Origin of the sequence: Paracoccus sp. (in: a-proteobacteria), from assembly GCF_047973135.1 — a bacterium.
Classification (GTDB): Bacteria; Pseudomonadota; Alphaproteobacteria; order Rhodobacterales; family Rhodobacteraceae; genus Paracoccus.
Genome location: NZ_JBKEBL010000334.1, coordinates 1 through 19985, shown reverse-complemented (window position 1 = coordinate 19985; position 19985 = coordinate 1). Strand labels below are relative to the sequence as shown.

General features: G+C 62.8%; 21 protein-coding genes. 15 read left to right on the top strand and 6 right to left on the bottom strand.

Features of this window, described 5'->3' with window-relative positions; all coding sequences use genetic code 11:
* Both ACK5L9_RS23710 and ACK5L9_RS23705 read left to right on the top strand, forming a co-directional pair.
* The coding region (locus ACK5L9_RS23710) for a hypothetical protein (protein WP_416913920.1) at nt 1–215 on the top strand (215 nt) is incomplete at its 5' end.
* A gap of 142 nt (nt 216–357) precedes the next feature.
* Nucleotides 358–549, top strand: coding sequence for a hypothetical protein (locus ACK5L9_RS23705; RefSeq protein WP_416913919.1), 192 nt, complete (start codon nt 358–360; stop codon nt 547–549).
* Between the two features lie 81 nt (nt 550–630).
* On the opposite strand, the gene ACK5L9_RS23700 is transcribed toward ACK5L9_RS23705, so the two are convergent.
* The 6 genes from ACK5L9_RS23700 to ACK5L9_RS23675 all read right to left on the bottom strand — a co-directional run bounded on the left by ACK5L9_RS23700 (nt 631) and on the right by ACK5L9_RS23675 (nt 6301).
* On the bottom strand, nt 631–1938 hold the full coding sequence (locus tag ACK5L9_RS23700) for a pyruvate dehydrogenase complex dihydrolipoamide acetyltransferase (protein WP_416913918.1): 1308 nt from the start codon (nt 1936–1938) through the stop codon (nt 631–633).
* A 12-nt stretch (nt 1939–1950) separates the two neighbouring features.
* Nucleotides 1951–3312: a pyruvate dehydrogenase complex E1 component subunit beta gene (locus ACK5L9_RS23695; protein ID WP_416913917.1), complete on the bottom strand. Its 1362-nt coding sequence runs from the start codon at nt 3310–3312 to the stop codon at nt 1951–1953.
* A 15-nt stretch (nt 3313–3327) separates the two neighbouring features.
* The gene (pdhA, locus tag ACK5L9_RS23690) at nt 3328–4338 is read right to left on the bottom strand and encodes a pyruvate dehydrogenase (acetyl-transferring) E1 component subunit alpha (protein WP_416913916.1); all 1011 of its coding nucleotides are present in this window, start codon (nt 4336–4338) and stop codon (nt 3328–3330) included.
* A 105-nt stretch (nt 4339–4443) separates the two neighbouring features.
* Nucleotides 4444–4737 carry an FtsB family cell division protein gene (locus ACK5L9_RS23685; protein ID WP_416913915.1) on the bottom strand — a complete coding sequence of 98 codons (294 nt, stop codon included), beginning with the start codon at nt 4735–4737 and terminating at the stop codon, nt 4444–4446.
* Between the two features lie 61 nt (nt 4738–4798).
* Nucleotides 4799–5578, bottom strand: coding sequence for a 23S rRNA (adenine(2030)-N(6))-methyltransferase RlmJ (locus ACK5L9_RS23680; protein WP_416913914.1), 780 nt, complete (start codon nt 5576–5578; stop codon nt 4799–4801).
* 501 nt (nt 5579–6079) lie between these two features.
* Nucleotides 6080–6301 carry a DUF1127 domain-containing protein gene (locus ACK5L9_RS23675; RefSeq protein ID WP_416913913.1) on the bottom strand — a complete coding sequence of 74 codons (222 nt, stop codon included), beginning with the start codon at nt 6299–6301 and terminating at the stop codon, nt 6080–6082.
* A 335-nt stretch (nt 6302–6636) separates the two neighbouring features.
* On the opposite strand from ACK5L9_RS23675, the gene ACK5L9_RS23670 reads away from it, so the two are divergent.
* The 13 genes from ACK5L9_RS23670 to rpsI all read left to right on the top strand — a co-directional run bounded on the left by ACK5L9_RS23670 (nt 6637) and on the right by rpsI (nt 19452).
* The gene (locus ACK5L9_RS23670) at nt 6637–7695 is read left to right on the top strand and encodes an Mrp/NBP35 family ATP-binding protein (protein ID WP_416913912.1); all 1059 of its coding nucleotides are present in this window, start codon (nt 6637–6639) and stop codon (nt 7693–7695) included.
* Between the two features lie 614 nt (nt 7696–8309).
* Nucleotides 8310–8822 carry a division/cell wall cluster transcriptional repressor MraZ gene (locus ACK5L9_RS23665; RefSeq protein ID WP_416913911.1) on the top strand — a complete coding sequence of 171 codons (513 nt, stop codon included), beginning with the start codon at nt 8310–8312 and terminating at the stop codon, nt 8820–8822.
* Between the two features lie 3 nt (nt 8823–8825).
* Nucleotides 8826–9794 carry a 16S rRNA (cytosine(1402)-N(4))-methyltransferase RsmH gene (rsmH, locus tag ACK5L9_RS23660; RefSeq protein ID WP_416913910.1) on the top strand — a complete coding sequence of 323 codons (969 nt, stop codon included), beginning with the start codon at nt 8826–8828 and terminating at the stop codon, nt 9792–9794.
* Entirely contained in the window at nt 9794–10129 is a 336-nt protein-coding gene (gene ftsL / locus ACK5L9_RS23655) for a cell division protein FtsL (RefSeq protein WP_416913909.1), read from the top strand. Before rsmH ends, ftsL begins: the two co-directional genes overlap by 1 nt.
* Nucleotides 10126–11955: a peptidoglycan D,D-transpeptidase FtsI family protein gene (locus ACK5L9_RS23650; RefSeq protein ID WP_416913908.1), complete on the top strand. Its 1830-nt coding sequence runs from the start codon at nt 10126–10128 to the stop codon at nt 11953–11955. Before ftsL ends, ACK5L9_RS23650 begins: the two co-directional genes overlap by 4 nt.
* Nucleotides 11956–11977: 22 nt before the next feature.
* Nucleotides 11978–13450, top strand: coding sequence for a UDP-N-acetylmuramoyl-L-alanyl-D-glutamate--2,6-diaminopimelate ligase (locus ACK5L9_RS23645; protein WP_416913907.1), 1473 nt, complete (start codon nt 11978–11980; stop codon nt 13448–13450).
* Entirely contained in the window at nt 13447–14802 is a 1356-nt protein-coding gene (locus tag ACK5L9_RS23640; RefSeq protein ID WP_416913906.1) for a UDP-N-acetylmuramoyl-tripeptide--D-alanyl-D-alanine ligase, read from the top strand. Before ACK5L9_RS23645 ends, ACK5L9_RS23640 begins: the two co-directional genes overlap by 4 nt.
* Before the next feature lie 27 nt (nt 14803–14829).
* Nucleotides 14830–15912 (top strand): phospho-N-acetylmuramoyl-pentapeptide-transferase, encoded by a 1083-nt coding sequence (mraY, locus tag ACK5L9_RS23635; RefSeq protein WP_416913905.1) that lies wholly within the window; start codon nt 14830–14832, stop codon nt 15910–15912.
* A gap of 5 nt (nt 15913–15917) precedes the next feature.
* Nucleotides 15918–16340 (top strand): hypothetical protein, encoded by a 423-nt coding sequence (locus tag ACK5L9_RS23630; RefSeq protein ID WP_416913904.1) that lies wholly within the window; start codon nt 15918–15920, stop codon nt 16338–16340.
* Between the two features lie 3 nt (nt 16341–16343).
* Nucleotides 16344–17747 (top strand): UDP-N-acetylmuramoyl-L-alanine--D-glutamate ligase, encoded by a 1404-nt coding sequence (gene murD / locus ACK5L9_RS23625; protein ID WP_416913903.1) that lies wholly within the window; start codon nt 16344–16346, stop codon nt 17745–17747.
* A gap of 175 nt (nt 17748–17922) precedes the next feature.
* Nucleotides 17923–18351, top strand: a complete 429-nt coding sequence (locus ACK5L9_RS23620) for a PaaI family thioesterase (RefSeq protein ID WP_416913902.1) — start codon at nt 17923–17925, stop codon at nt 18349–18351.
* 133 nt (nt 18352–18484) lie between these two features.
* Nucleotides 18485–18949 carry a 50S ribosomal protein L13 gene (rplM, locus tag ACK5L9_RS23615; RefSeq protein WP_416913901.1) on the top strand — a complete coding sequence of 155 codons (465 nt, stop codon included), beginning with the start codon at nt 18485–18487 and terminating at the stop codon, nt 18947–18949.
* A 2-nt stretch (nt 18950–18951) separates the two neighbouring features.
* Entirely contained in the window at nt 18952–19452 is a 501-nt protein-coding gene (gene rpsI, locus ACK5L9_RS23610; RefSeq protein WP_416913900.1) for a 30S ribosomal protein S9, read from the top strand.
* Nucleotides 19453–19985 lie beyond the last annotated feature (533 nt).

The following is a 19985-nucleotide window of genomic DNA, read 5'->3' as shown; positions in this document are numbered from 1 at the left end:
TCAAGACCGACGATCCGGACGGAATCACCGATGTGATTATTTGTGTCAAGGAAGGTGAGAGGCCTTTTCCGATCTGTGAGCATTTCATTGATATCCCTCTTGCTGACATGAAACTGCACTATCGCCGCAGTCATTTGAAAGATTGGAAAACTTTGTCTGCGCAGGCCCGGGCGTTTTGGGACTGCGCCACAATATTTGAACCTGATAGCAAGTAAGGAAGTATCATGCCAAAGCCATTGACCGCCGCTCGCTTATCCATTCTCAAGGCCCATTCCGAGGCCGGTGATCGTATTGCCTAATATTCCCAGTTGGATGCGTGGGGATATGCCTATGCCGGGCTCGCTCTTGGTGTCGTAAATGCGGAACACGCGTGCGCGCGGAAATCAGGCGTTTGAATTCAGCAACAAGCCTGCGCCACATTCGGTTTGGTTCGTGGAGCGCGGAGATAACATACTGGTTCGCGGCGACATCGACGGCGACACTATTCCCGACTTTGCGATCATGGTGATGGATGTTGATGCGTTGACAGCAAGGGATTTCCTTTTGTAAGGCCAGCCCTGACCGTTCAGGTGTTCAGACGATCCGCATGAGCGGGTGCAAGGGGGCTGCCAGGCCCCCTTGCGGCGTGGATCAGGCCAGCATGCCCATCGGGTTTTCCAGATGAGTGACGATGGACTGAAGCAGTTGTGCCCCCAAGGCGCCGTCGATGACGCGGTGATCGACCGACAGGGTCATCGACATGACGTTGCGGATCACCACTTCGCCATTCTCGACCACCGGGGTCTGGATACCCGAGCCGACGGCAAGGATTGCGCCATGCGGCGGGTTGATGACCGCGTCGAAATTCTCGATCCCGAACATGCCAAGGTTCGAAATCGCGAAGCTGCCGCCCTGATATTCATGCGGGGCCAGCTTCTTGGTCTTGGCGCGGTTGGCGAGATCCTTCATCTCGGCGGACAGGGCGGACAGCGTCTTTTGCTGCGCGTCCTTCAGGACCGGAGTAAACAGCCCGCCATCGACCGCCACGGCGACCGCGACATCCGAGGGTTTCAGCTTCAGGATCCGGTCGCCTGCCCAGACTGCATTCGCGTCCGGCACCTCTTGCAGGGCAAGGGCACAAGCCTTGATGACAAAGTCGTTGACCGACAGCTTGATACCCCGCGCCTCAAGCTGCTTGTTCAGCATGGCGCGGAATTTCATCAGCTCGTCCAGTTTGGCGGAACGGCGCAGATAGAAATGCGGGATGGTCTGCTTGGCCTCGCCGAGACGGGCGGCGATGGTGCGGCGCATGCCGTCCAGCGCGACCTCGACAGTTTCGCGATCCGCGTACATCTTGAGGATCGTTTCCGCCGAAGGACCGGTCGGCGCGGCGGCCACAGGTGCGGCGGCTTTCGGGGCCGCAGCAGCGGCGGGCGCGGCACCGGGCTTTGCACTGTCCAGATCGGCCTTGACGATCCGGCCACGCGGACCCGAGCCCGTGATCCCGGCAAGGTCGATGCCCTTTTCTGCGGCAATGCGGCGGGCCAGAGGCGAGGCGAAGATGCGCCCGCCATCGGCGGTCCGTGGCGCAGTCGGGGCAGGGGCAGGGGCCGCAGCAGCAGCAGCGGGCGCGGCGGCGGGTGCTGCCCCGGATTTGGCTGCGGGGGCTGCGGCGGCTTTTGGGGCGGGTGCACTGCCTATGTCGGCTGCGCTTTCGCCCTCTTCCAGAAGGACGGCGATGGGGGTGTTCACCTTCACGCCCGCCGAACCTTCGGCCACGAGGATCTTGCCCACGACGCCTTCATCGACGGCCTCGAATTCCATCGTGGCCTTGTCGGTTTCGATTTCGGCCAGAATGTCGCCCGAGGAAACGGTATCGCCCTCTTTCACCAGCCATTTGGCCAGCGTGCCTTCCTCCATGGTCGGAGAAAGCGCGGGCATCAGGATTTCTGTCGGCATGTCGCGTTCTCCTTAGCGGTAGGTCACTTTTTTCACCGCCTCGACGATCTCGGGCACGGTGATCAGCGCGTGTTTTTCCAGATTGGCGGCATAGGGCATGGGCACGTCCTTGCCGGTGCAGTTGATCACCGGGGCGTCCAGATAATCGAAGGCGTTTTCCATGACATAGGCAGAAAGGTGGTTGCCGATGCTGCCCACCGGGAAACCTTCCTCGACCGTGACCAGGCGATTGGTTTTTTTCACCGATTCGATCACCGTGCCATAGTCGAGCGGGCGCAGGGTGCGCAGGTCGATCACCTCGGCGTCGATGCCTTCGCCGGCCAGTGCCTCGGCGGCGTCAAGCGCATGCGCCATGCCGATGCCAAAGCTGACGAGGGTGACGTCCTTGCCCGGCCGCGCGATGCGGGCCTTGCCAAAGGGGATGGTGAAATCATCCATATCCGGCACCTCGAAGCTGCGGCCATAGAGGATTTCGTTCTCAAGGAAGATCACCGGGTTCGGGTCGCGGATCGCCTGTTTCAGCAGGCCCTTCGCATCCGCCGCGCTGTAGGGCATCACGACCTTGAGGCCGGGGATGGCCGCGTACCATGCGGCATAGTCCTGGCTGTGCTGTGCACCGACTCGGGCGGCGGCACCGTTCGGGCCACGGAACACCATCGCCGCACCCATCTGCCCGCCTGACATGTACAGCGTCTTGGCGGCCGAGTTGATGATGTGGTCGATCGCCTGCATGGCGAAGTTGAAGGTCATGAATTCGACGATCGGGCGCAGACCGGCCAGCGCGGCCCCGGTGCCGATACCGGCAAAGCCGATTTCGCTGATCGGGGTATCGACGACGCGGCGCGGGCCGAACTTGTCCAGCAGGCCCTGGCTGATCTTGTATGCGCCCTGATATTCACCCACTTCCTCGCCCATGAGGAACACGGTCTCGTCGCGAGTCATTTCCTCTTCCATGGCCTCGCGAAGGGCTTCGCGTACGGTCATGGTCTTCATCTTGGTGCCTTCCGGCCAGTCGGGGCTGGCATTGGCGGCGGGCGTCGCAGGTTCGGGCGCGGCAGCGGGGGCCGCAGCGACCGTCTGGGCCGGGGCGGCTGCGGCGGGTGCCGCCGCCGGGATGTTATCGGCGCTTTCGCCCTCTTCGACCAGCACGGCGATCGGGGTGTTGACCTTTACGCCCTCGCTGCCTTCGGCCACAAGAATCTTGCCAAGGATGCCTTCATCCACGGCCTCGAATTCCATGGTGGCCTTGTCGGTTTCGATCTCGGCGATGATGTCGCCGGATTTGACCGCGTCGCCTTCTTTTTTCAGCCATTTCGCCAGGGTGCCTTCCTCCATGGTCGGCGACAGGGCGGGCATCAGGATTTCGGTTGCCATTCGTCTTGCCCTCCCTCAGGCGTTCTCTTCGGCGTAGATATCGGTCCACAGCTCGGCCAGAGCGGGTTCCGGGCTTTCCTTGGCAAATTCCGCAGAATCGTTGACGATTTCTTTGATCTCCTTGTCGATCGCCTTCAGGTCATCCTCAGAGGCGTGCTTGCCTTGCAGCAGCAATTCGCGGACATGTTCGATGGCGTCGCGTTCGTCGCGCATCTTCTGCACCTCTTCGCGGGTGCGGTATTTAGCCGGGTCGGACATGGAATGCCCGCGATAGCGATAGGTCATCACCTCAAGGATGTATGGCCCCTTGCCCGCGCGGCAATGCGCCACGGCCTTTTCGCCTGCCGCCTTGACGGCCAGAACGTCCATGCCATCGACCTGCTCGCCGGGGATGCCGAACGCCTCGCCGCGCCCGAACAGCGTGGTCGATTTGGTCGAACGCTTGACGCTGGTTCCCATGGCGTACTGGTTGTTCTCGATCACGAAGATGACGGGCAGTTCCCACAGTTCGGCCATGTTGTAGGTTTCATAAACCTGCCCCTGGTTGGCCGCGCCGTCGCCGAAATAGGCGAAGGTAACATTGTCATTGCCCATGTATTTGTCGGCAAAGGCCAGCCCGGCCCCCAGCGGAACCTGCGCCGCCACGATGCCATGGCCGCCATAGAAATGCTTTTCGCGGCTGAACATGTGCATCGAGCCGCCCTTGCCGCGCGAATAGCCCCCCTCGCGGCCGGTCAGTTCGGCCATGACGCCCCGCGCCTCCATGCCGCAGGCCAGCATGTGCCCGTGGTCGCGATAAGAGGTGATGCGCTTGTCGCCCTCTTTGGTGGTGGCTTCCAGTCCGACGACGACGGCTTCCTGACCGATATACAGGTGGCAGAACCCCCCGATCAGGCCCATGCCGTAAAGCTGACCGGCCTTTTCCTCAAAGCGACGGATCAGCAGCATGTCGCGGTAGTATTTTAGCAATTCGTCCTTGGATGTATTGGACGCCGCCTGCTTTTTGGCTGCGGGTTTCCTTGCCATGCGGGCAATCCTCCTGAGTGCTGGTTCGGGATAGTTCAGCGTTAAACTATCCGTAGCGCATCACGTGAGGGGGTGCAATCCGGGAAACGGAGAGGGGCTGAATCGCTAACGGATGATGATTTCGTCGGAGCGGATCAGGCCCAGAACGCTGCGCGCGCGTTCGTCCAGAAGGTCAAGATCCAGATACTCGTCCGACAGCCGACGGGTCAGATTCTGCATCTCATCCACCTGCGCACGCAGCGTTTCGCGTTCCTTGATCAACTCTTCCGTCTCGGCCTCGATCTGGACGCGGCGCAGGATGCCCGACGGACCCTGCACGGCGGCAAAGGCGAAATACAGGCCCAGAACGAAGGCGAGAGCAAGGAAGATGGTGGAACTGATCGTGAAACGCTGCGACATGACGGGCTGCTTTTTTAGATTTGCGCGATCATGCCACAAGGGGGCGGGGGGGGGAATCCCCTCATTTCTGACTGGCGAAAAGGTCGCCAAGACGCGCGGCCTCGTCGGCCAGTCCCCAGGGCGGATTCAGAATGAACATGCCCGATCCGATCATGGAATGCCCGGCGCGGACCGGTGGAAAGGCGACCTCGGACAGCAGTGCATCGCCGTGGTCGGCGCAAAGGGTGTCGATCATCGGCTGATGGCGCCGGTCGGTCAGAACCGGATACCACAGCGCGATCACGCCGACATTCCACTTTCGGGCGATCTGGCCGATCTGGCGCGGGATCGCGGCGTAGTCGGCCTTGACCTCATAACTTGGGTCGATCAGCAGCAGGCCGCGGCGGGGCGTCGGCGGGCAGAGTGCCTGCGCCATCGCGAAACCGTCCCGTTGGTGAATGCTGGCGAACCCGGCCGTTTGCCGCAATGCGGCATGTTCGGCGGGGTGCAGCTCGGCCAGGAAGGCGCGGTCGTCCGGACGCAGGAAATGCCGCGCGATCAGCGGCGATCCGGGATAGGCATCCGGGCCATGCGTCTGACGCAGGGCCGACAGCGCCCGCAGCAGCGGATGATCCGCGGGTAGCCAGTTCCGCGACAGGGCGCGGGCGATGCCCGCCTGCGCCTCTCCGGTTTTCCGGGCCTCTGCGCTGTTCAGCCAGTAAAGCCCGCGCCCGGCATGGGTTTCCAGATAGGATAACGGCTTGTCCTTGCGGGTCAGGTAATCAAGCGCCGTCGCAAGCAGCGCGTGCTTGTGCAGATCGGCCAGATTCCCCGCGTGATAGGCGTGCTGATAGCTGAGCATGCCACGCCATAACCGCGTTCGGGGCTGTCAGAAAGGGGTGCCGGATAAAAATCGCGGCGGTGCCCAGGGAGGAGGAGAGGGGCACCGCCGCTCAACGCTGGCCCAGGGAGGAGGAGGGGCCGCGTATAGGCTGCGGTGAAGGCAGGGAGGAGGAGAAGCCCGCACCGCATGCGATGGACCGGGAGGAAGGGAGGTCCGTCGCAACTGCTTGCCGCAGACGAGGCGGCTATGGGATGCGGTGCCAGCCTGGGAGGAGGTTAGGGGCACCGCAGACGACAGGCGGGAGGAGGGATGCCCGTCGTTTCGATTCGCCGCAAACAGGGCGGCTATATGTTCGCGGCGACCCCTGGGGAGGAGGAGCGGGGCCGCCGCTGGCATCCGAAGGCCCAGGGAGGAGGAGAGGGCCACGGTGCTAACCTTTTGCGACGCCCTCCGGGGAGGAGGAGAGGAGGGCGTCGCAGGATCCCGGCTCAGGGAGGAGTAGGCCGGGAAAGCGAATTCTTACTTCACACCATAGGCCGCTTCGTGGGCCAGACGGGTGATCATTGCCCGGCTGATGCCGAGATCGTTCAGTTCGCGATTGCTCAGGCCGTTCAGCTCACGCAGGGTCTGACGATAGACCACCCGGCGGGCACGGTTTTCCTGCATGCGCTCAATGGCGTTCAGCACCCGGGCACGAAAGCCGGTAACTGCGGCGTTGTGTGCTTTCACGGTGGTGGCCATTTCGTATTCCTTTCATGTATTCATCTTGCGTCTTGCCCGGATGGCCCGGCGCTTCGATGACACAAAGATGGGGCAAATGCTGCGCCTGCACAATACTCCTTTCGCGAATGCTGCCATGCAGCAAGCGCATGACTGGGCAGGTGCATATTCGCAACCGACTGCCAAAACTGTGATCAAAAGACAAACGTTACACCATGTTATCGCTAACGCTGCAAATGCGAAATCCGTTGCATTAAAGGCGCTTAGCAATGTCCGCATCGCGGTTGATCGGGGTGGTTGCCCGTGCTGCGCAGATGCAGCATCCTGTTGCCCGAGCAAGCAGCAAGGCCGATCACATGTCCGTAGACCGAAAAGTTGTCCTTAGGGAAATCCATGACATTGTTCTTCCGGGGGGTGGAACGCTGGAAAATGCCGATCTGGTGCGCGCGCTGAAGGTGGACGATGCGACCGTCAGTTTCGTGCTTGAGGTGGCGGGCGCGGATGCCGCCCGCGCGCTGGCTCCCGTCGAGGCCGAGGCGCGTCGGCGCCTGCTGGCGCTGCCCGGAATCGACAGGGTGAATATAGTGATGACCGCCGCCGCCGCACCGCCCCCCTCGCTGAAGATTGGCGGCCATCCGACACCGCAGGCCGGCCCGCAGCCGATTCCCGGCGTGCGGCACATCATTGCCATAGGCTCTGGCAAGGGCGGTGTGGGCAAATCGACGGTGACGTCGAATCTGGCCGTGGCGCTGGCGCGGGCGGGGCGCAGGGTCGGAATGCTGGACGCCGATATATATGGCCCCTCGCAACCGCGGATGATGGGCGTCTCGGGCCGGCCTGCCAGCCCCGATGGCCAGCGGATCGAGCCTCTGCGCGCACATGGAGTCACCATGATGTCCATCGGCCTGATGCTGAAAGAAGGCGAGGCGGTGGTCTGGCGCGGTCCGATGCTGATGGGCGCGATCCAGCAGATGCTGCAACAGGTCAACTGGGGCGAACTGGACGTGCTGCTGATCGACCTGCCGCCGGGAACGGGCGACGTTCAGCTTAGCCTGTGCCAGCGCGCACCCGTCACCGGCGCGATCATCGTTTCGACCCCGCAAGACGTGGCGCTGCTGGATGCGCGCCGTGCCATCGACATGTTCGGCAAGCTGAAAACCCCGGTGCTGGGGCTGATCGAGAACATGTCTACCTATGTCTGCCCGCAATGCGGCCATGAGGCGCATCTGTTCGGGCATGGTGGCGTAGCGGCCGAGGCGCAGGCGATGGGCCTGCCCTTCCTGGGTGAGCTGCCGCTGGAACTGGAAGTCCGCCTTGCCGGAGATTCGGGCCAACCCGTTGCCCTTGGGGATGGCGCGACCGCGCAGGCCTATGCCCGTCTGGCGGATCGGCTGGTTCAGGGCGGAATGGGCTGAAACCCGCGTCGGGACGGCAATGGGAATTTCAGGGAAAGCGATGAATGCGACGCCTTTCCCGCCATCCTGCCCCACCATCCTGCGCGTGTGATTCGCCGTGAATCCTGCGGTTTTGTAGGTATTTTTACCTAAAACGCAGATTTTTCTGCAAGGTTGCCGTAAGGTTCCGGGATTTTACGCCACCGCAACGACAATACTATATCTGGTATATATTACAAATTTGATTACTAAAAATTGCGATCCAGGGGTTGATTGTCCCGAGGATCCTGCGATTCTGCCCTGATTTATGTAGGAAATAACTGGCCGGATGGCGTAGAAATCCATTGCTTCCCGTAAATTCCCATGGCACAAGGGACTCGCGAAAGCGGGCAGTTAAGGGCGTCAAGAACCCGAAGGCGAAGCAGCTTCATACAGGCACCCGTTTTCACACAACGATCCGCCCGCGCGTGCGAGCAGCACCTTCCCCCAAGGTGGCGCGCGACAGGGCGGACATCCCCGGAAAAGGGGATCCCAGACTATGGGAACGAGGGCGGCGGATCGGGCAGTGGCAGCGGCCTGATCCGCCCTTTCCATTTCGGGCGACCGGAAGCAAGTGAGGCAAGGGCGGATACAGGGTGGCGCGCAAGTTCAGAGGCACAGAGACCGTCAAGGTTGATGGCAAGGGGCGGATTTCCGTTCCCGCCCGCATGCGCAAACAGTTCGACGCCTGCGACCCCGCATTTTCCACATCCAACACCGGTCGCACTCAGTTGGTTGCGGTCTATGGCCCCGAGTGGTGGAACTGGGTTGAACTTTATACAATTGATGCCATCGAGGAAATCGACGAACAGATCGATCGCCTGACGCGCGGCAGCAAGGAACGGCGCTGGCTGGAACAGTTGATGAACGGGCAATCCGTCGATCTTGAAATCGACCGCGAGGGGCGGCTGGTCCTGCCGCTGAAGCTGCGGGAAAAGCTGGGATTCGAGAATGGGACCGAGATCATGTTTGCGGCCTCGGGCGATTATATCAAGGCCTATCTGCCCGATTCGCCCCCTGCGGATGTCGAGGAATTGTACGAATACGAGGCCTCGAAGGGGCCTGGCTTCGATCCGCGCAGCTTTCTGGGCACCGAAGGCGAGGGCTGACCTATGGCCGCGCCACATATTCCGGTCCTGCTGAAGCCGCTTCTCAGGGCGGTCGAACCCGTGACGGGCCTGTGGCTGGACGGCACATTCGGGGCGGGTGGGTATAGCCGTGGCCTGCTGGACGCGGGTGCGGATGCGGTGATCGGCGTCGATCGCGATCCGTCGGTCTTTGCGATGGCAAAGGCATGGGCCGGGGAATATGATGACAAGCTGCGGCTGGTGCAGGGCACATTCTCGGAGCTCGATTCGCTGGCCGGGCAGGCGCTGGACGGCGTGGTGCTGGATCTGGGTGTCAGTTCGATGCAACTGGATCAGGCCGAGCGCGGCTTTTCCTTTCTGCGCGACGGGCCTCTGGACATGCGGATGGGCGATGACGGGCCGTCGGCGGCGGATTTGCTGAACGCGGCGGATGAGGCCCTGCTGGCCGATGTGCTGTATCATTACGGCGAAGAACGCGCCGCGCGCCGTATCGCGCGCGCCATCATTGCCGCCCGCCCGCTGAACCGGACGGCAGAGCTGGCCGAGGTCGTGGCCTCTTGCCTGCCGCGTGCCAAGCCGGGGCAAAGCCATGCGGCGACCCGCAGCTTTCAGGCGATCCGCATTTGGGTGAATGACGAATTCCGGCAACTGGTCGATGGGCTGGCCGCCGCCGAACGGGCGCTGAAACCCGGCGGCAAGCTGGCCGTGGTCAGCTTTCATTCGCTTGAGGATCGGATCGTAAAGCGTTTCATGCAGGCGCGGGCAGGCAGCGGGGGCGGCGGCAACCGCTATGCGCCGGTTCAGGACAGCGCGCCCGCCGCCTTTACCCTGCCATTCCGCCGCGCCATCGGGCCGGACCCCGATGAAATGCGGGACAATCCGCGCGCGCGATCCGCCCTGCTGCGGGTGGCGGTGCGCACCGATGCGCCCGCCGCCTTGCCGGACGAGGCAGTGCTGGCCATGCCGCGCCTGCCCGCGAAAGGGGGCCACTGATGCGTTCAATCTTCTGGCTGCTTTGCATCATGGCCGTGATGGGGCTGGCCTTCTGGGCCTATCAGGAAAACTATCGCACTCAGGCGGCGATCAGCGAAATGGGCCGCATTCAGCGCGAGATCGCCGGCCTGCGCGAGGATCTGGGTGTGTTGCGGGCCGAATGGGCCTATCTCAATCGCCCCGAGCGTCTGCGCGAGCTGGTCGATCTGAATTTTGAACGTTTACAGCTTGTCCCCGCCGAATCGGGGCAGTTTGTCGATCTTGGGCATGTCGATTACGCCAAGCCTTCTGCACCCGCCACGGATGAGCCCCCCCTTCAGGAGCAAAAGCCATGATCCGCACCCCCTTGCGCCCTCTGGCCCGCATCCTTCGCGCCCGCGAGCGCGGCGAAAATCCCGCCGAGATCGAGGCCGAGAACCGGCAGCGGCGCCGTGACGCCATCGAGGATTCGGCCCGCAGCCGTGCCGAGGGGCGGCTGATCCTCATCGCGACCTGCTTTATCCTCGCCTTCGTGACGGTGGGGGTGCGGATGGGCGCGCTTGCCTCGTCCCAGCCGACGGAACCGCGCGCGCAGGTGCTGTCCTCGCAGATCCTGTCGCAGCGGGCTGACATCACGGACCGGCGCGGGCGGGTGATGGCGACCAACCTTCTGACCCATTCGCTTTACGCCCATCCCCAGCAGATGATCGACCCGATCCGTGCGGCGCGCGGGCTGGCGAAAATCTTTCCTGATCTGGATCTTGCACGTCTGGAAAAAGATTTCACCGGACAGCGTACCTTCCTGTGGATCAAGCGCAAGATCAGCCCCGAGCAGATGCAGGCCGTGCACGATCTGGGCGAGCCGGGCTTGCTGTTTGGCCCGCGCGAGATGCGGGTCTATCCCAACGGGCATGTCGCGTCGCATATCCTTGGCGGCTCGGGCTTCGGGAATGAGGGCGTCAGCAGTGCCGAGGTTCTGGGCGTCGCCGGGGTTGAGAAGAACTTTGACGGCTGGCTGCGCGATCCAGCCAATAACGGCGCGCCTCTGGTCCTGTCTATCGACCTGACCGTGCAGTCAGCGATGGAAGAGGTGCTGCAATCCGGCATGACGATCATGAGCGCGAAGGGCGCGACCGGCGTGCTGATGGAGGTCGATACCGGCGAGATCGTGGCGATGGCCAGCCTGCCGGATTTCGATCCAAATGACCGCCCGCGCCCGCTGTTGAAGGGCGACCCCTCGGACAGTCCGCTGTTCAACCGCGCACTTCAGGGCCAGTACGAGCTTGGATCAACCTTCAAGATTTTTCCGGTCGCTCAGGCGCTGGATCTGAAGCTGATCAATCCGAACAGCGGCATCAATTCCTCCAGCCCGATGAAGATCGGCAAATATCTGATCCATGATTTTCATAATTACGGCAGGCAGCTTAGCGCGACGGATGTGATCGTGAAATCCTCTAACGTGGGGACGGTGCGGATCGCGCAGATGCTGGGCGTGGACCGGCAGAAGGATTTTCTTGCAAGGCTGGGCCTGTTCGCGCCCACCTCGGTCGAGATGGTCGAGGCACCGACCGGACAGCCGCTGGTACCCGCGCGCTGGCCTGCCGTGACATCGGCGACGGTGGCCTTTGGCCATGGCCTTGCCGCCAGCCCGGTTCATCTGGCCACGGCCTATGCGACCATCGCGAACCATGGCAAGCGGGTGCAACCTACGCTGATACACGGGCGCAAGCGGCCCGAGGGTGAACAGGTGCTGTCGCCCCGCGCTGCCGAGATGGCGATCAGCATGCTGCGGCAGGTGGTGACGCGCGGCACTGCCAAGCAGGCCGAGGTTCCGGGATACGAGATCGCGGGAAAGACCGGCACCGCCGACAAGCCGCGTCCGGGCGGCGGATATTACAAGGACCGGGTGGTCGCGACCTTTGCCTCGATGTTTCCGGCCAGCGATCCGAAATATGTGCTGATCGTCACGCTGGATGAACCCTCGGTCCGGAATGGCGGCGGCGAAAGCCGGACGGCGGGCATGACGGCGGTGCCCGTAGCCGCCGAGCTGGTGCGCAGGCTTGCGCCCCTGCTGGGCCTGCACGCGAAAAGCGATGAAAAGCTGCCGACTATCGCGCCGCGCTTTCTGGCGCGTGTTGAACCCGGCGCGGACGATGGGATAAAGCTCGTCTCGAACAAATGACGACGGAACGGTGAGGCAGGCGGTGAAAAAGCTGTCGCAGCTTGGACTGAGAGCAAAAGACGGGCGCGATCCCGGTATCACGGGCATTTCGGTCGATAGCCGGATGGTCAAGCCGGGCCATCTGTTCGCGGCCTTGCCGGGAACGGCGATGCACGGGGCCGAATTTATCCCCTATGCCCTGCGCATGGATGCCGTCGCGGTGCTGACCGACCGCGCCGGGGCCGAGATGGCCGCCGATGCGCTGGCGGCATGGGACGGGGCCATAGCCGTGGCCGAGGATCCGCGCGCCGCGCTGGCCGGGGCCGCCTCGCTGTGGTTCGAACGTCAGCCCGACCACGTCGTTGCCGTGACGGGGACGTCGGGCAAGACCTCGGTGGCGAATTTTACCCGCCAGATCTGGCAAGCTCTGGGTCACAAGGCGATCAGCCTTGGCACGATGGGGGTCGAGGGCGATTTCCAAGCCCGGCTGGCCCATACCACCCCCGAACCCGTGACCCTGCACCGCGTCCTGTCCGAAGCGGCGGAGGCGGGCGTGACCTATGCCGCAATGGAGGCCTCCAGCCATGGTCTGGTGCAGCGGCGGCTGGACGGTGTCCGGGTCGAGGCGGGGGCGTTTACCAATTTCAGCCAGGATCATCTGGACTATCACGCCGGGTTTGATGAATATTTCGCGGCCAAGGCGCTGTTGTTCAACCGCATCCTTGAGGACGGAGAGGCCGCCGTCATCAATATCGACAGCGAACGTGGCCGCCAGATGGCCGACATCGCCACGGATCGCGGTCTGGCGCTGACCACCATTGGCACGCACAAGGACGCAATGCTGCGCATTCTGGGCCAGCGCTACGATTCGACCGGGCAGGATCTGCGCTTTTCGGTGATGGGGCAGGCACATATGGTCAGGCTGGCGCTGATTGGCGGGTTTCAGGCGGAAAACGTGCTGGCCGCGATGGGGCTGGTCATGGCAACGGGCGATTCCGCCGAACATGTCATTCAGGTCATGCCCGACCTGCACACCGTGCGCGGGCGGATGCAGCTTGTCGCGCAGCGCGACAATGGCGCGACGGTCTTTGTCGATTATGCGCACAAGCCCGGCGCGCTGATCGCCGCGCTGCAATCGCTGAGGCCGCATGTCATGGGCCGGGTCGTCGTTGTCATGGGCGCGGGCGGCGATCGTGATCGCGGCAAACGCCCGCTGATGGGCGAGGCCACGCGGCAATTCGCGGATGTGGTGATTGTGACCGACGACAACCCCCGGACCGAGGATCCGGCCGCGATTCGCGCCGCCGTGATGCAGGGGGCCGGTCCCGATGCGACCGAGATCGGCGACCGGGCCGAGGCGATCCTGCGCGGCGTCGATGCGCTGCAAGCGGGCGATGCGCTGTTGATCGCGGGCAAGGGGCACGAGACCGGGCAGATTGTCGGACAGGACGTTTATCCCTTTGACGACGCGGAACAGGCCTCGGTCGCCGTTGCCGCTCTGGATGGCAGAATATGACGCTTTGGACCGCAGCAGATGCTGCCGCCGCGACGGGCGGACGGGCGCAGGGCGACTGGGTGGCCTCGGGCGTGTCCATCGACACGCGCATGATCGCGCCGGGCGATCTGTTCGTGGCGCTGACGGATGCGCGTGACGGGCATGATTTCGTTGCGCAGGCGCTGGACAAGGGGGCAGCAGCCGCGCTGGTCAGCCGCCTTCCTGATGGCGTTTCCGTAGATGCGCCGTTGCTGATCGTCCCCGAGGTTCTGCCTGCACTGGAGACATTGGGCCGTGCGGCGCGGGCGCGCATGGCGGGCAAGGTGATCGCGATCACAGGCTCGGTCGGCAAGACCTCGACCAAGGACATGGCGCGGGTGGCGTTGGCGGGGCAGGGGCGCATCCACGCCGCCGAGGCCAGCTATAACAACCATTGGGGCGTGCCGCTGACGTTGGCGCGGATGCCCGCCGACACGGATTTCGCCATCGTCGAGATCGGGATGAACCATCCGGGCGAAATCGCGCCCCTGTCGCGCATGGCCTGTCCGCATGTCGCCATGATCACCACCGTCGCCCCCGCCCATCTAGAGGCTTTCGGCGCCATCGACGGCATTGCCCGCGAAAAGGGAGCGATTTTTCAAGGGCTTCAGCCCATCGGCACCGCCATCATCCCCGAGGATTTGCCGGTCACGCCGATCCTGCGCGACTGCGCCGATGCGGCGGGGGCCATTGTCATCGGCTTTGGCCGCGACGGCATGGCCCGGCTGGTCAAGGCCAGTCCACAGGATGGCCACCTGAGCTGTCGCGCCCGGATCACCGGGCAGACGGTCGATTTCACCCTGAACAGTACCGGCACGCATTTCGCGATGAACGCCGCAGGAGTACTTGCCGCACTGTCGGCAGCGGGGGCCGATGTGGAGCAGGCGGCGCGGCGGATGGGTGACTGGCTGCCCCCGACAGGGCGCGGCGCGGTCGAGGAACTGCGCGGCATCCGCCTGATCGACGACGCATTCAACGCCAATCCGGCGTCGCTGGCTGCGGGGCTTGCGACGCTGGCGGGGTTGCAGGGCGGCAGGCGCGTCGCGATTCTGGGCGACATGCTGGAGCTTGGCTCCGATGAAATCGCCCTGCACCGTGCCGTGGCCGATGATCCGTCGATGCGGGCCGTCGATCTGGTCCATGCCGCAGGCCCCCGGATGCGTCACCTGTTCGACGCGCTGCCGCCGGAAAAGCGCGGGCACTGGTGCGAAAGCGCGGCCGAACTTGCCGCCGGTGCGGGTGATCTGGTCGCGCCCGGCGACATCGTGCTGGTCAAAGGGTCCAAGTCGTCGAAAATCTCGACCGTGGTCGAGGCGCTGCGAAAACCAGCATAGCCCGCCCCGAAGAAGAAGGGAAAACGAATGCTCTATTGGCTGAGCAGCTTCTCGGAAGGGGGCGACCTCTTCAACCTGTTCCGGTATATCACTTTCCGGGCAGGCGCGGCCTTTTTCACCGCGCTGATCTTTGGCTTCATCTTCGGCAGGCCGCTGATCAACTATTTGCGGCGGACCCAGAAAAAGGGCCAGCCGATCCGCGATGACGGCCCCGAGGGGCATTTCGTCAAGGCCGGAACACCGACCATGGGCGGGCTGCTGATCCTGTCGGCGCTGTTCGTGTCCACGCTGCTATGGGCGCGGCTGGACAATGGCTATGTCTGGATCGTGCTGCTGGTCACGGCGGGTTATGCGGCGATCGGCTTTGCCGACGATTACGCCAAGGTCAGCAAGCACAACACCAGGGGCGTGCCGGGCCGGATCCGCATGGGTCTGGGTCTGGCGTTGGCGCTGGTCGCGTCGGGCTGGGCGATGTATCTGCACCCCGAGGGGCTGACCGGGCAGCTTGCCATGCCGGTATTCAAGGACGCGCTGATCAATCTGGGCATCTTTTTCGTGCCCTTCGCCATGCTGGTGATCGTAGGGGCCGCGAACGCGGTCAACCTGACCGACGGTCTGGACGGGCTGGCGATCATGCCGGTGATGATCGCGGCGGGCACGCTGGGGGTGATCGCCTATACCGTGGGCCGGGTCGATTTTTCGACCTATCTGGGGGTCCATCAGGTTCCCGGCGCGGGCGAGATCCTGATCTTTGTCGCTGCGCTGATTGGCGGAGGACTGGGTTTTCTATGGTACAACGCCCCCCCGGCGGCGGTGTTCATGGGCGACACCGGCTCACTGGCGCTTGGCGGCGCGCTTGGGGCCATTGCGGTCGTGACCAAGCACGAGATCGTGCTGGCCATCGTCGGGGGCTTGTTCGTGGTCGAGGCGCTGTCGGTCATCATTCAGGTGCTGTATTTCAAGCGCACCGGCAAGCGGGTGTTCCTGATGGCCCCGATCCACCACCATTTCGAGAAACTGGGTTGGAAAGAGCCGCAGATCGTCATCCGCTTCTGGATCATTTCGCTGATTCTGGCGTTGATCGGGCTGGCGACGCTGAAGTTGAGGTAACTGAAATGAAACTATCGAAGCCGATATGTGAGTTTTTCAAGAGATTTGATGATGCGGTGGCGCGTCTGTCGCGTTCCGCCTTCATGATATTTCTTTCTATTGGTTTTGTGGGTGTTGCAGTGGTTTTTGATCAGAAGCATGGAGGTTTGTTCACCCAGGCCGACCTTTTCCAACATTGGACGATGGGGCACGTTGTGTACAAGTCAGCAATTGTTCTTGGAATACTCTGTTATGTGGCGGCCTTTGTTCAGGTGATGGGTGTGGCTGTTCTCTTTTTGGAAGATGAAGCACTGCGAAACAAAGGTACATTCGCCGCGTTCGGCTCGCTTATTGGCGGAGTGTTGGCGGTGTTGATTGGCTTTCTCATGATAGTTTTTGCATTTGCGGCTTACGTTGATCCCGACTATCGCATCTCAATATTCGGCTAAGCGATGATCCCCGTCCAAGGCGTCGAAAACCAGACCATCGCCGTGCTCGGCCTCGGCCGCTCGGGCAAGGCAACCGCTGCCGCCCTTGCTGCGGGTGGGGCCAATGTCATCGCATGGGATGATGGCAACGACACCCGCGCAGCGGCAGAAGCCGAGGGGATGCGGATCGTCGATCTGACCCGTGACGATGCGTGGCAGGGCGTTGCCGCGCTGATCACCTCTCCCGGCATTCCGCATCTTTACCCGAAGCCGCATCCGGTCATCGCCAAGGCTTATGCGCTTGGCGTGCCGGTCGATAATGACATCGGCCTGTTCTTCCGCAGTTACGCGACGGCGGACTGGAACGGGTTCGATCGTATGCCCAAGGTGATTGCCGTCACCGGCTCGAACGGGAAATCCACCACCACGGCGCTGATCCACCACATCCTGCAAGAGGCGGGCCGGCCGACGCAGATGGGCGGCAATATCGGCACCGGCGTCCTGTCGCTGAACCCCGCTCAGGATGGCGAGGTCGTGGTGCTTGAACTGTCCAGCTATCAGACGGATCTGGCCCGCGCGCTGACCCCCGATATTGCCGTGTTCACCAACCTTTCGCCCGATCATCTGGATCGTCACGAAGGCCCTGGTGGCTATTTCGCGGCCAAACGCAGGCTGTTCGCCGAGGGCGGGCCTGACCGTGCGGTGATCGGCGTGGACGAGACCGAGGGCCTCTATCTCGCCAATCAGCTTTCGGTCGCGCCTTCCGATGACCGGGTGATCCGCGTGTCTGCGGGGCACAAGCTTGACACGGCGGCATGGTCGGTCTTTGCGCGCAAGGGGTTTCTGGCCGAATATCGCAAGGGCCGGCAGGCGGCGTCCATCGACCTGCGCGGTATCAAGGGACTGCCCGGCGCGCATAATCACCAGAACGCCTGCGCCGCCTATGCCGCCTGCCGCGCCGTGGGCCTGCCCCCCCGAGAGATCGAGGCCGCTTTCTACAGCTTCGCCGGGCTTCCCCATCGCAGCCAGCTTGTCGCCGAGATCGGCGGCGTTCGCTATGTCAACGATTCCAAGGCCACCAATGTGGATGCAGCGGCCAAAGCGTTGCAGGCATTCGACCGGATCCGCTGGATTGCCGGGGGCCTCGGGAAGGATGGCGGCATCGCTGCGCTGGCCCCCTTTCTGAACCGGGTCGCCAAGGCCTATCTGATTGGCCATTCTGCCCGTGATTTCGCGCTTGAAATCGGCCAGACACCCTGCGAAATCTCGGAAACGATGGAACAGGCCGTCCGGGCCGCTGCTGCCGAGGCGCAGCCGGGCGATACCGTCCTTCTGGCTCCGGCGGCTGCCAGTTTCGATCAATACCCGAATTTCGAGAAACGCGGCGAGGATTTCACCGCGCTGGTGCTGGCCCTGCGTCAATCCTGAACACCAGCCGCGCCATTGCAGACCGGAGGGCGTCAGCCCTCCAGCGCCGGGGCACCCCTCAATGGGGTGCCCCGGCGCTTTCCCCCTCACCTGCTCGTCGCGCGCCGGACTTGATCTTTCGCCCGTTTCCCCGCCAACTGGGTAAACTGGTGCGAGGGTTGAAATGACGATTGCCATGAATGCCGACAGCCTGAACGATTTTCTGGCACGCGAATTTACGCAGGTCGGAACCCGCTACCGGGTAGAGCAGGCCGGTCCCGACCTGCTGACCGCGCGTCTTCTGGTCGGCGATGAAAGCCTGCGCCCCGGCGGCACGGTCAGCGGCCCGGCGATGTTCGGACTGGCCGATCTTGCCGTCTATTGCGCAATCCTGTCGCGCATCGGCCCCGTGGCGCTGGCGGTGACGACAAACGCCTCGATCGATTTCATGCGCAAACCCGCCGCGGGTCATGACCTGATCGCCGAATGCCGCATTCTCAAGCTGGGGCGGACGCTGGCCGTGGCCGAGGCGCTGATCTTTTCCGACGGCACCGGTCAGCCTGTCGCACGCTGTTCGATGACCTATTCGATTCCGCCAAAAGACCGGAATAACCGCAGCTTATAATGTGGTATTTGAATACCCATTTATTACCGCTTTGTTTTGGCGTGATAATTCGTTCCGTCCTGGCCTTGACGGATGGCACAGGATCCCGGATACACCGCCATCTCGAATTTTTCCGACCCTGAAGGGACGACAGATGAAAACCTACACCGCGAAACCCGCGGAGATCGAGAAGAAGTGGATCCTGATTGACGCCGAGGGCGTCGTTCTGGGCCGTCTTGCTACGATCGTCGCCAATCGCCTGCGCGGCAAGCACAAGCCGACCTATACCCCGCATATGGATATGGGCGACAATGTCATCATCATCAACGCCGACAAGGTGCAGATGACCGGCAACAAGCGCGATGACAAGAAATACTACTGGCATACCGGCCATCCGGGCGGCATCAAGCACCGCACCGCGCGCCAGGTGCTGGAAGGCGCGCATCCCGAGCGTGTGGTGATCAAGGCGGTCGAACGCATGATCAGCCGCAACAAGCTGGGCAAGCAGCAGATGACCCATCTGCGCGTCTATGCCGGTGCCGCCCACCCGCATGAGGCACAGCAGCCCGAAGTTCTGGACGTCAAGGTCCTGAACGCCAAGAACACCCGGAGCGCGTGATTATGGCCGAAGACATTAAAACCCTCGACGATCTCAAGTCGGTCGTGTCCGGCACCGAGGCCGCTGCGCCGGTTGCCGCCGAAACCTTGATCCGGCGCGAAGCTCAGCGCGACAGCCTTGGCCGTTCCTATGCGACCGGCAAGCGCAAGGACGCGGTCGCCCGCGTCTGGGTCAAGCCGGGTTCCGGCAAGGTCATCGTGAACGGCAAGGATATCAACGAATATTTCGCCCGTCCGGTGCTGCAGATGATCCTGCGTCAGCCCTTTGACGTGGCTGGCGTTGCCGGTCAGTACGATGTGCAGGCGACCGTCAAGGGCGGCGGCCTGTCGGGTCAGGCCGGCGCGGTCAAGCACGGCATCAGCCAGGCGCTGCAACTGCATGAACCCGCCCTGCGCGCTGCGCTGAAGGCAGCGGGCTTCCTGACCCGCGACAGCCGTGTGGTCGAACGGAAGAAATACGGTAAGGCCAAGGCCCGCCGCAGCTTCCAGTTCTCCAAGCGCTGATCCTCAGCCAGTATGCTGTTTTCGAAAGCCGCGTCCCGTCAGGGTCGCGGCTTTTTCTCTTGCCCGCTTTCGTTGATCCGGGTGCAGGAATCGATGCCATGGCCCCCGATTCCACCCGGCTTGCCCCCCGATTCTGGCTGGCTTTGTCTCAAATCAGGGTATTGCACGGCCTTCCAGCGCTGCCAAACCGTATCAGCCAGAGGATTCGCGCCGAAGGCACGCCAAAGACATTTGTTTAAATTCAACGACTTGAATGAAAAGTTAACGTCACGCGGAATTTTTCCCTTGCGGAGTTGGTTGTTGGTCCGTAGATACCGCTTCACCGAGACGGCGGGAACGCTGGACGGGCTTGGAGGGCAGCTTGCAGTTGCTTTTCATCGAAAATCGGGAATGGATGACCGGTAGGGGCGTCAGGAGATTGGCGCATCTTCCGTGATTTTGTTTCTGTTGCTTTTTGACATTATAGTATGATGAAGGGATATGCGGGCGGTTTGGTCGTTTGACGACTGAGAGTTTTGCATATCGGCCTGGTA

Excerpts from the sequence above, each read along its gene's own strand:
- ACK5L9_RS23620 (WP_416913902.1), top strand. The coding sequence starts at position 17,923 with ATGAATGCCGACAGCCTGAACGATTTTCTGGCACGCGAATTTACGCAG.
- ACK5L9_RS23685 (WP_416913915.1), bottom strand. The coding sequence starts at position 4,737 with ATGTCGCAGCGTTTCACGATCAGTTCCACCATCTTCCTTGCTCTCGCC.
- pdhA (WP_416913916.1), bottom strand. The coding sequence starts at position 4,338 with ATGGCAAGGAAACCCGCAGCCAAAAAGCAGGCGGCGTCCAATACATCC.
- ACK5L9_RS23670 (WP_416913912.1), top strand. The coding sequence starts at position 6,637 with ATGTCCGTAGACCGAAAAGTTGTCCTTAGGGAAATCCATGACATTGTT.
- ACK5L9_RS23640 (WP_416913906.1), top strand. The coding sequence starts at position 13,447 with ATGACGCTTTGGACCGCAGCAGATGCTGCCGCCGCGACGGGCGGACGG.
- ACK5L9_RS23695 (WP_416913917.1), bottom strand. The coding sequence starts at position 3,312 with ATGGCAACCGAAATCCTGATGCCCGCCCTGTCGCCGACCATGGAGGAA.
- mraY (WP_416913905.1), top strand. The coding sequence starts at position 14,830 with ATGCTCTATTGGCTGAGCAGCTTCTCGGAAGGGGGCGACCTCTTCAAC.
- ACK5L9_RS23705 (WP_416913919.1), top strand. The coding sequence starts at position 358 with ATGCGGAACACGCGTGCGCGCGGAAATCAGGCGTTTGAATTCAGCAAC.
- rplM (WP_416913901.1), top strand. The coding sequence starts at position 18,485 with ATGAAAACCTACACCGCGAAACCCGCGGAGATCGAGAAGAAGTGGATC.
- rpsI (WP_416913900.1), top strand. The coding sequence starts at position 18,952 with ATGGCCGAAGACATTAAAACCCTCGACGATCTCAAGTCGGTCGTGTCC.
- ACK5L9_RS23650 (WP_416913908.1), top strand. The coding sequence starts at position 10,126 with ATGATCCGCACCCCCTTGCGCCCTCTGGCCCGCATCCTTCGCGCCCGC.
- ACK5L9_RS23680 (WP_416913914.1), bottom strand. The coding sequence starts at position 5,578 with ATGCTCAGCTATCAGCACGCCTATCACGCGGGGAATCTGGCCGATCTG.
- rsmH (WP_416913910.1), top strand. The coding sequence starts at position 8,826 with ATGGCCGCGCCACATATTCCGGTCCTGCTGAAGCCGCTTCTCAGGGCG.
- ACK5L9_RS23675 (WP_416913913.1), bottom strand. The coding sequence starts at position 6,301 with ATGGCCACCACCGTGAAAGCACACAACGCCGCAGTTACCGGCTTTCGT.
- ftsL (WP_416913909.1), top strand. The coding sequence starts at position 9,794 with ATGCGTTCAATCTTCTGGCTGCTTTGCATCATGGCCGTGATGGGGCTG.
- murD (WP_416913903.1), top strand. The coding sequence starts at position 16,344 with ATGATCCCCGTCCAAGGCGTCGAAAACCAGACCATCGCCGTGCTCGGC.
- ACK5L9_RS23700 (WP_416913918.1), bottom strand. The coding sequence starts at position 1,938 with ATGCCGACAGAAATCCTGATGCCCGCGCTTTCTCCGACCATGGAGGAA.
- ACK5L9_RS23630 (WP_416913904.1), top strand. The coding sequence starts at position 15,918 with ATGAAACTATCGAAGCCGATATGTGAGTTTTTCAAGAGATTTGATGAT.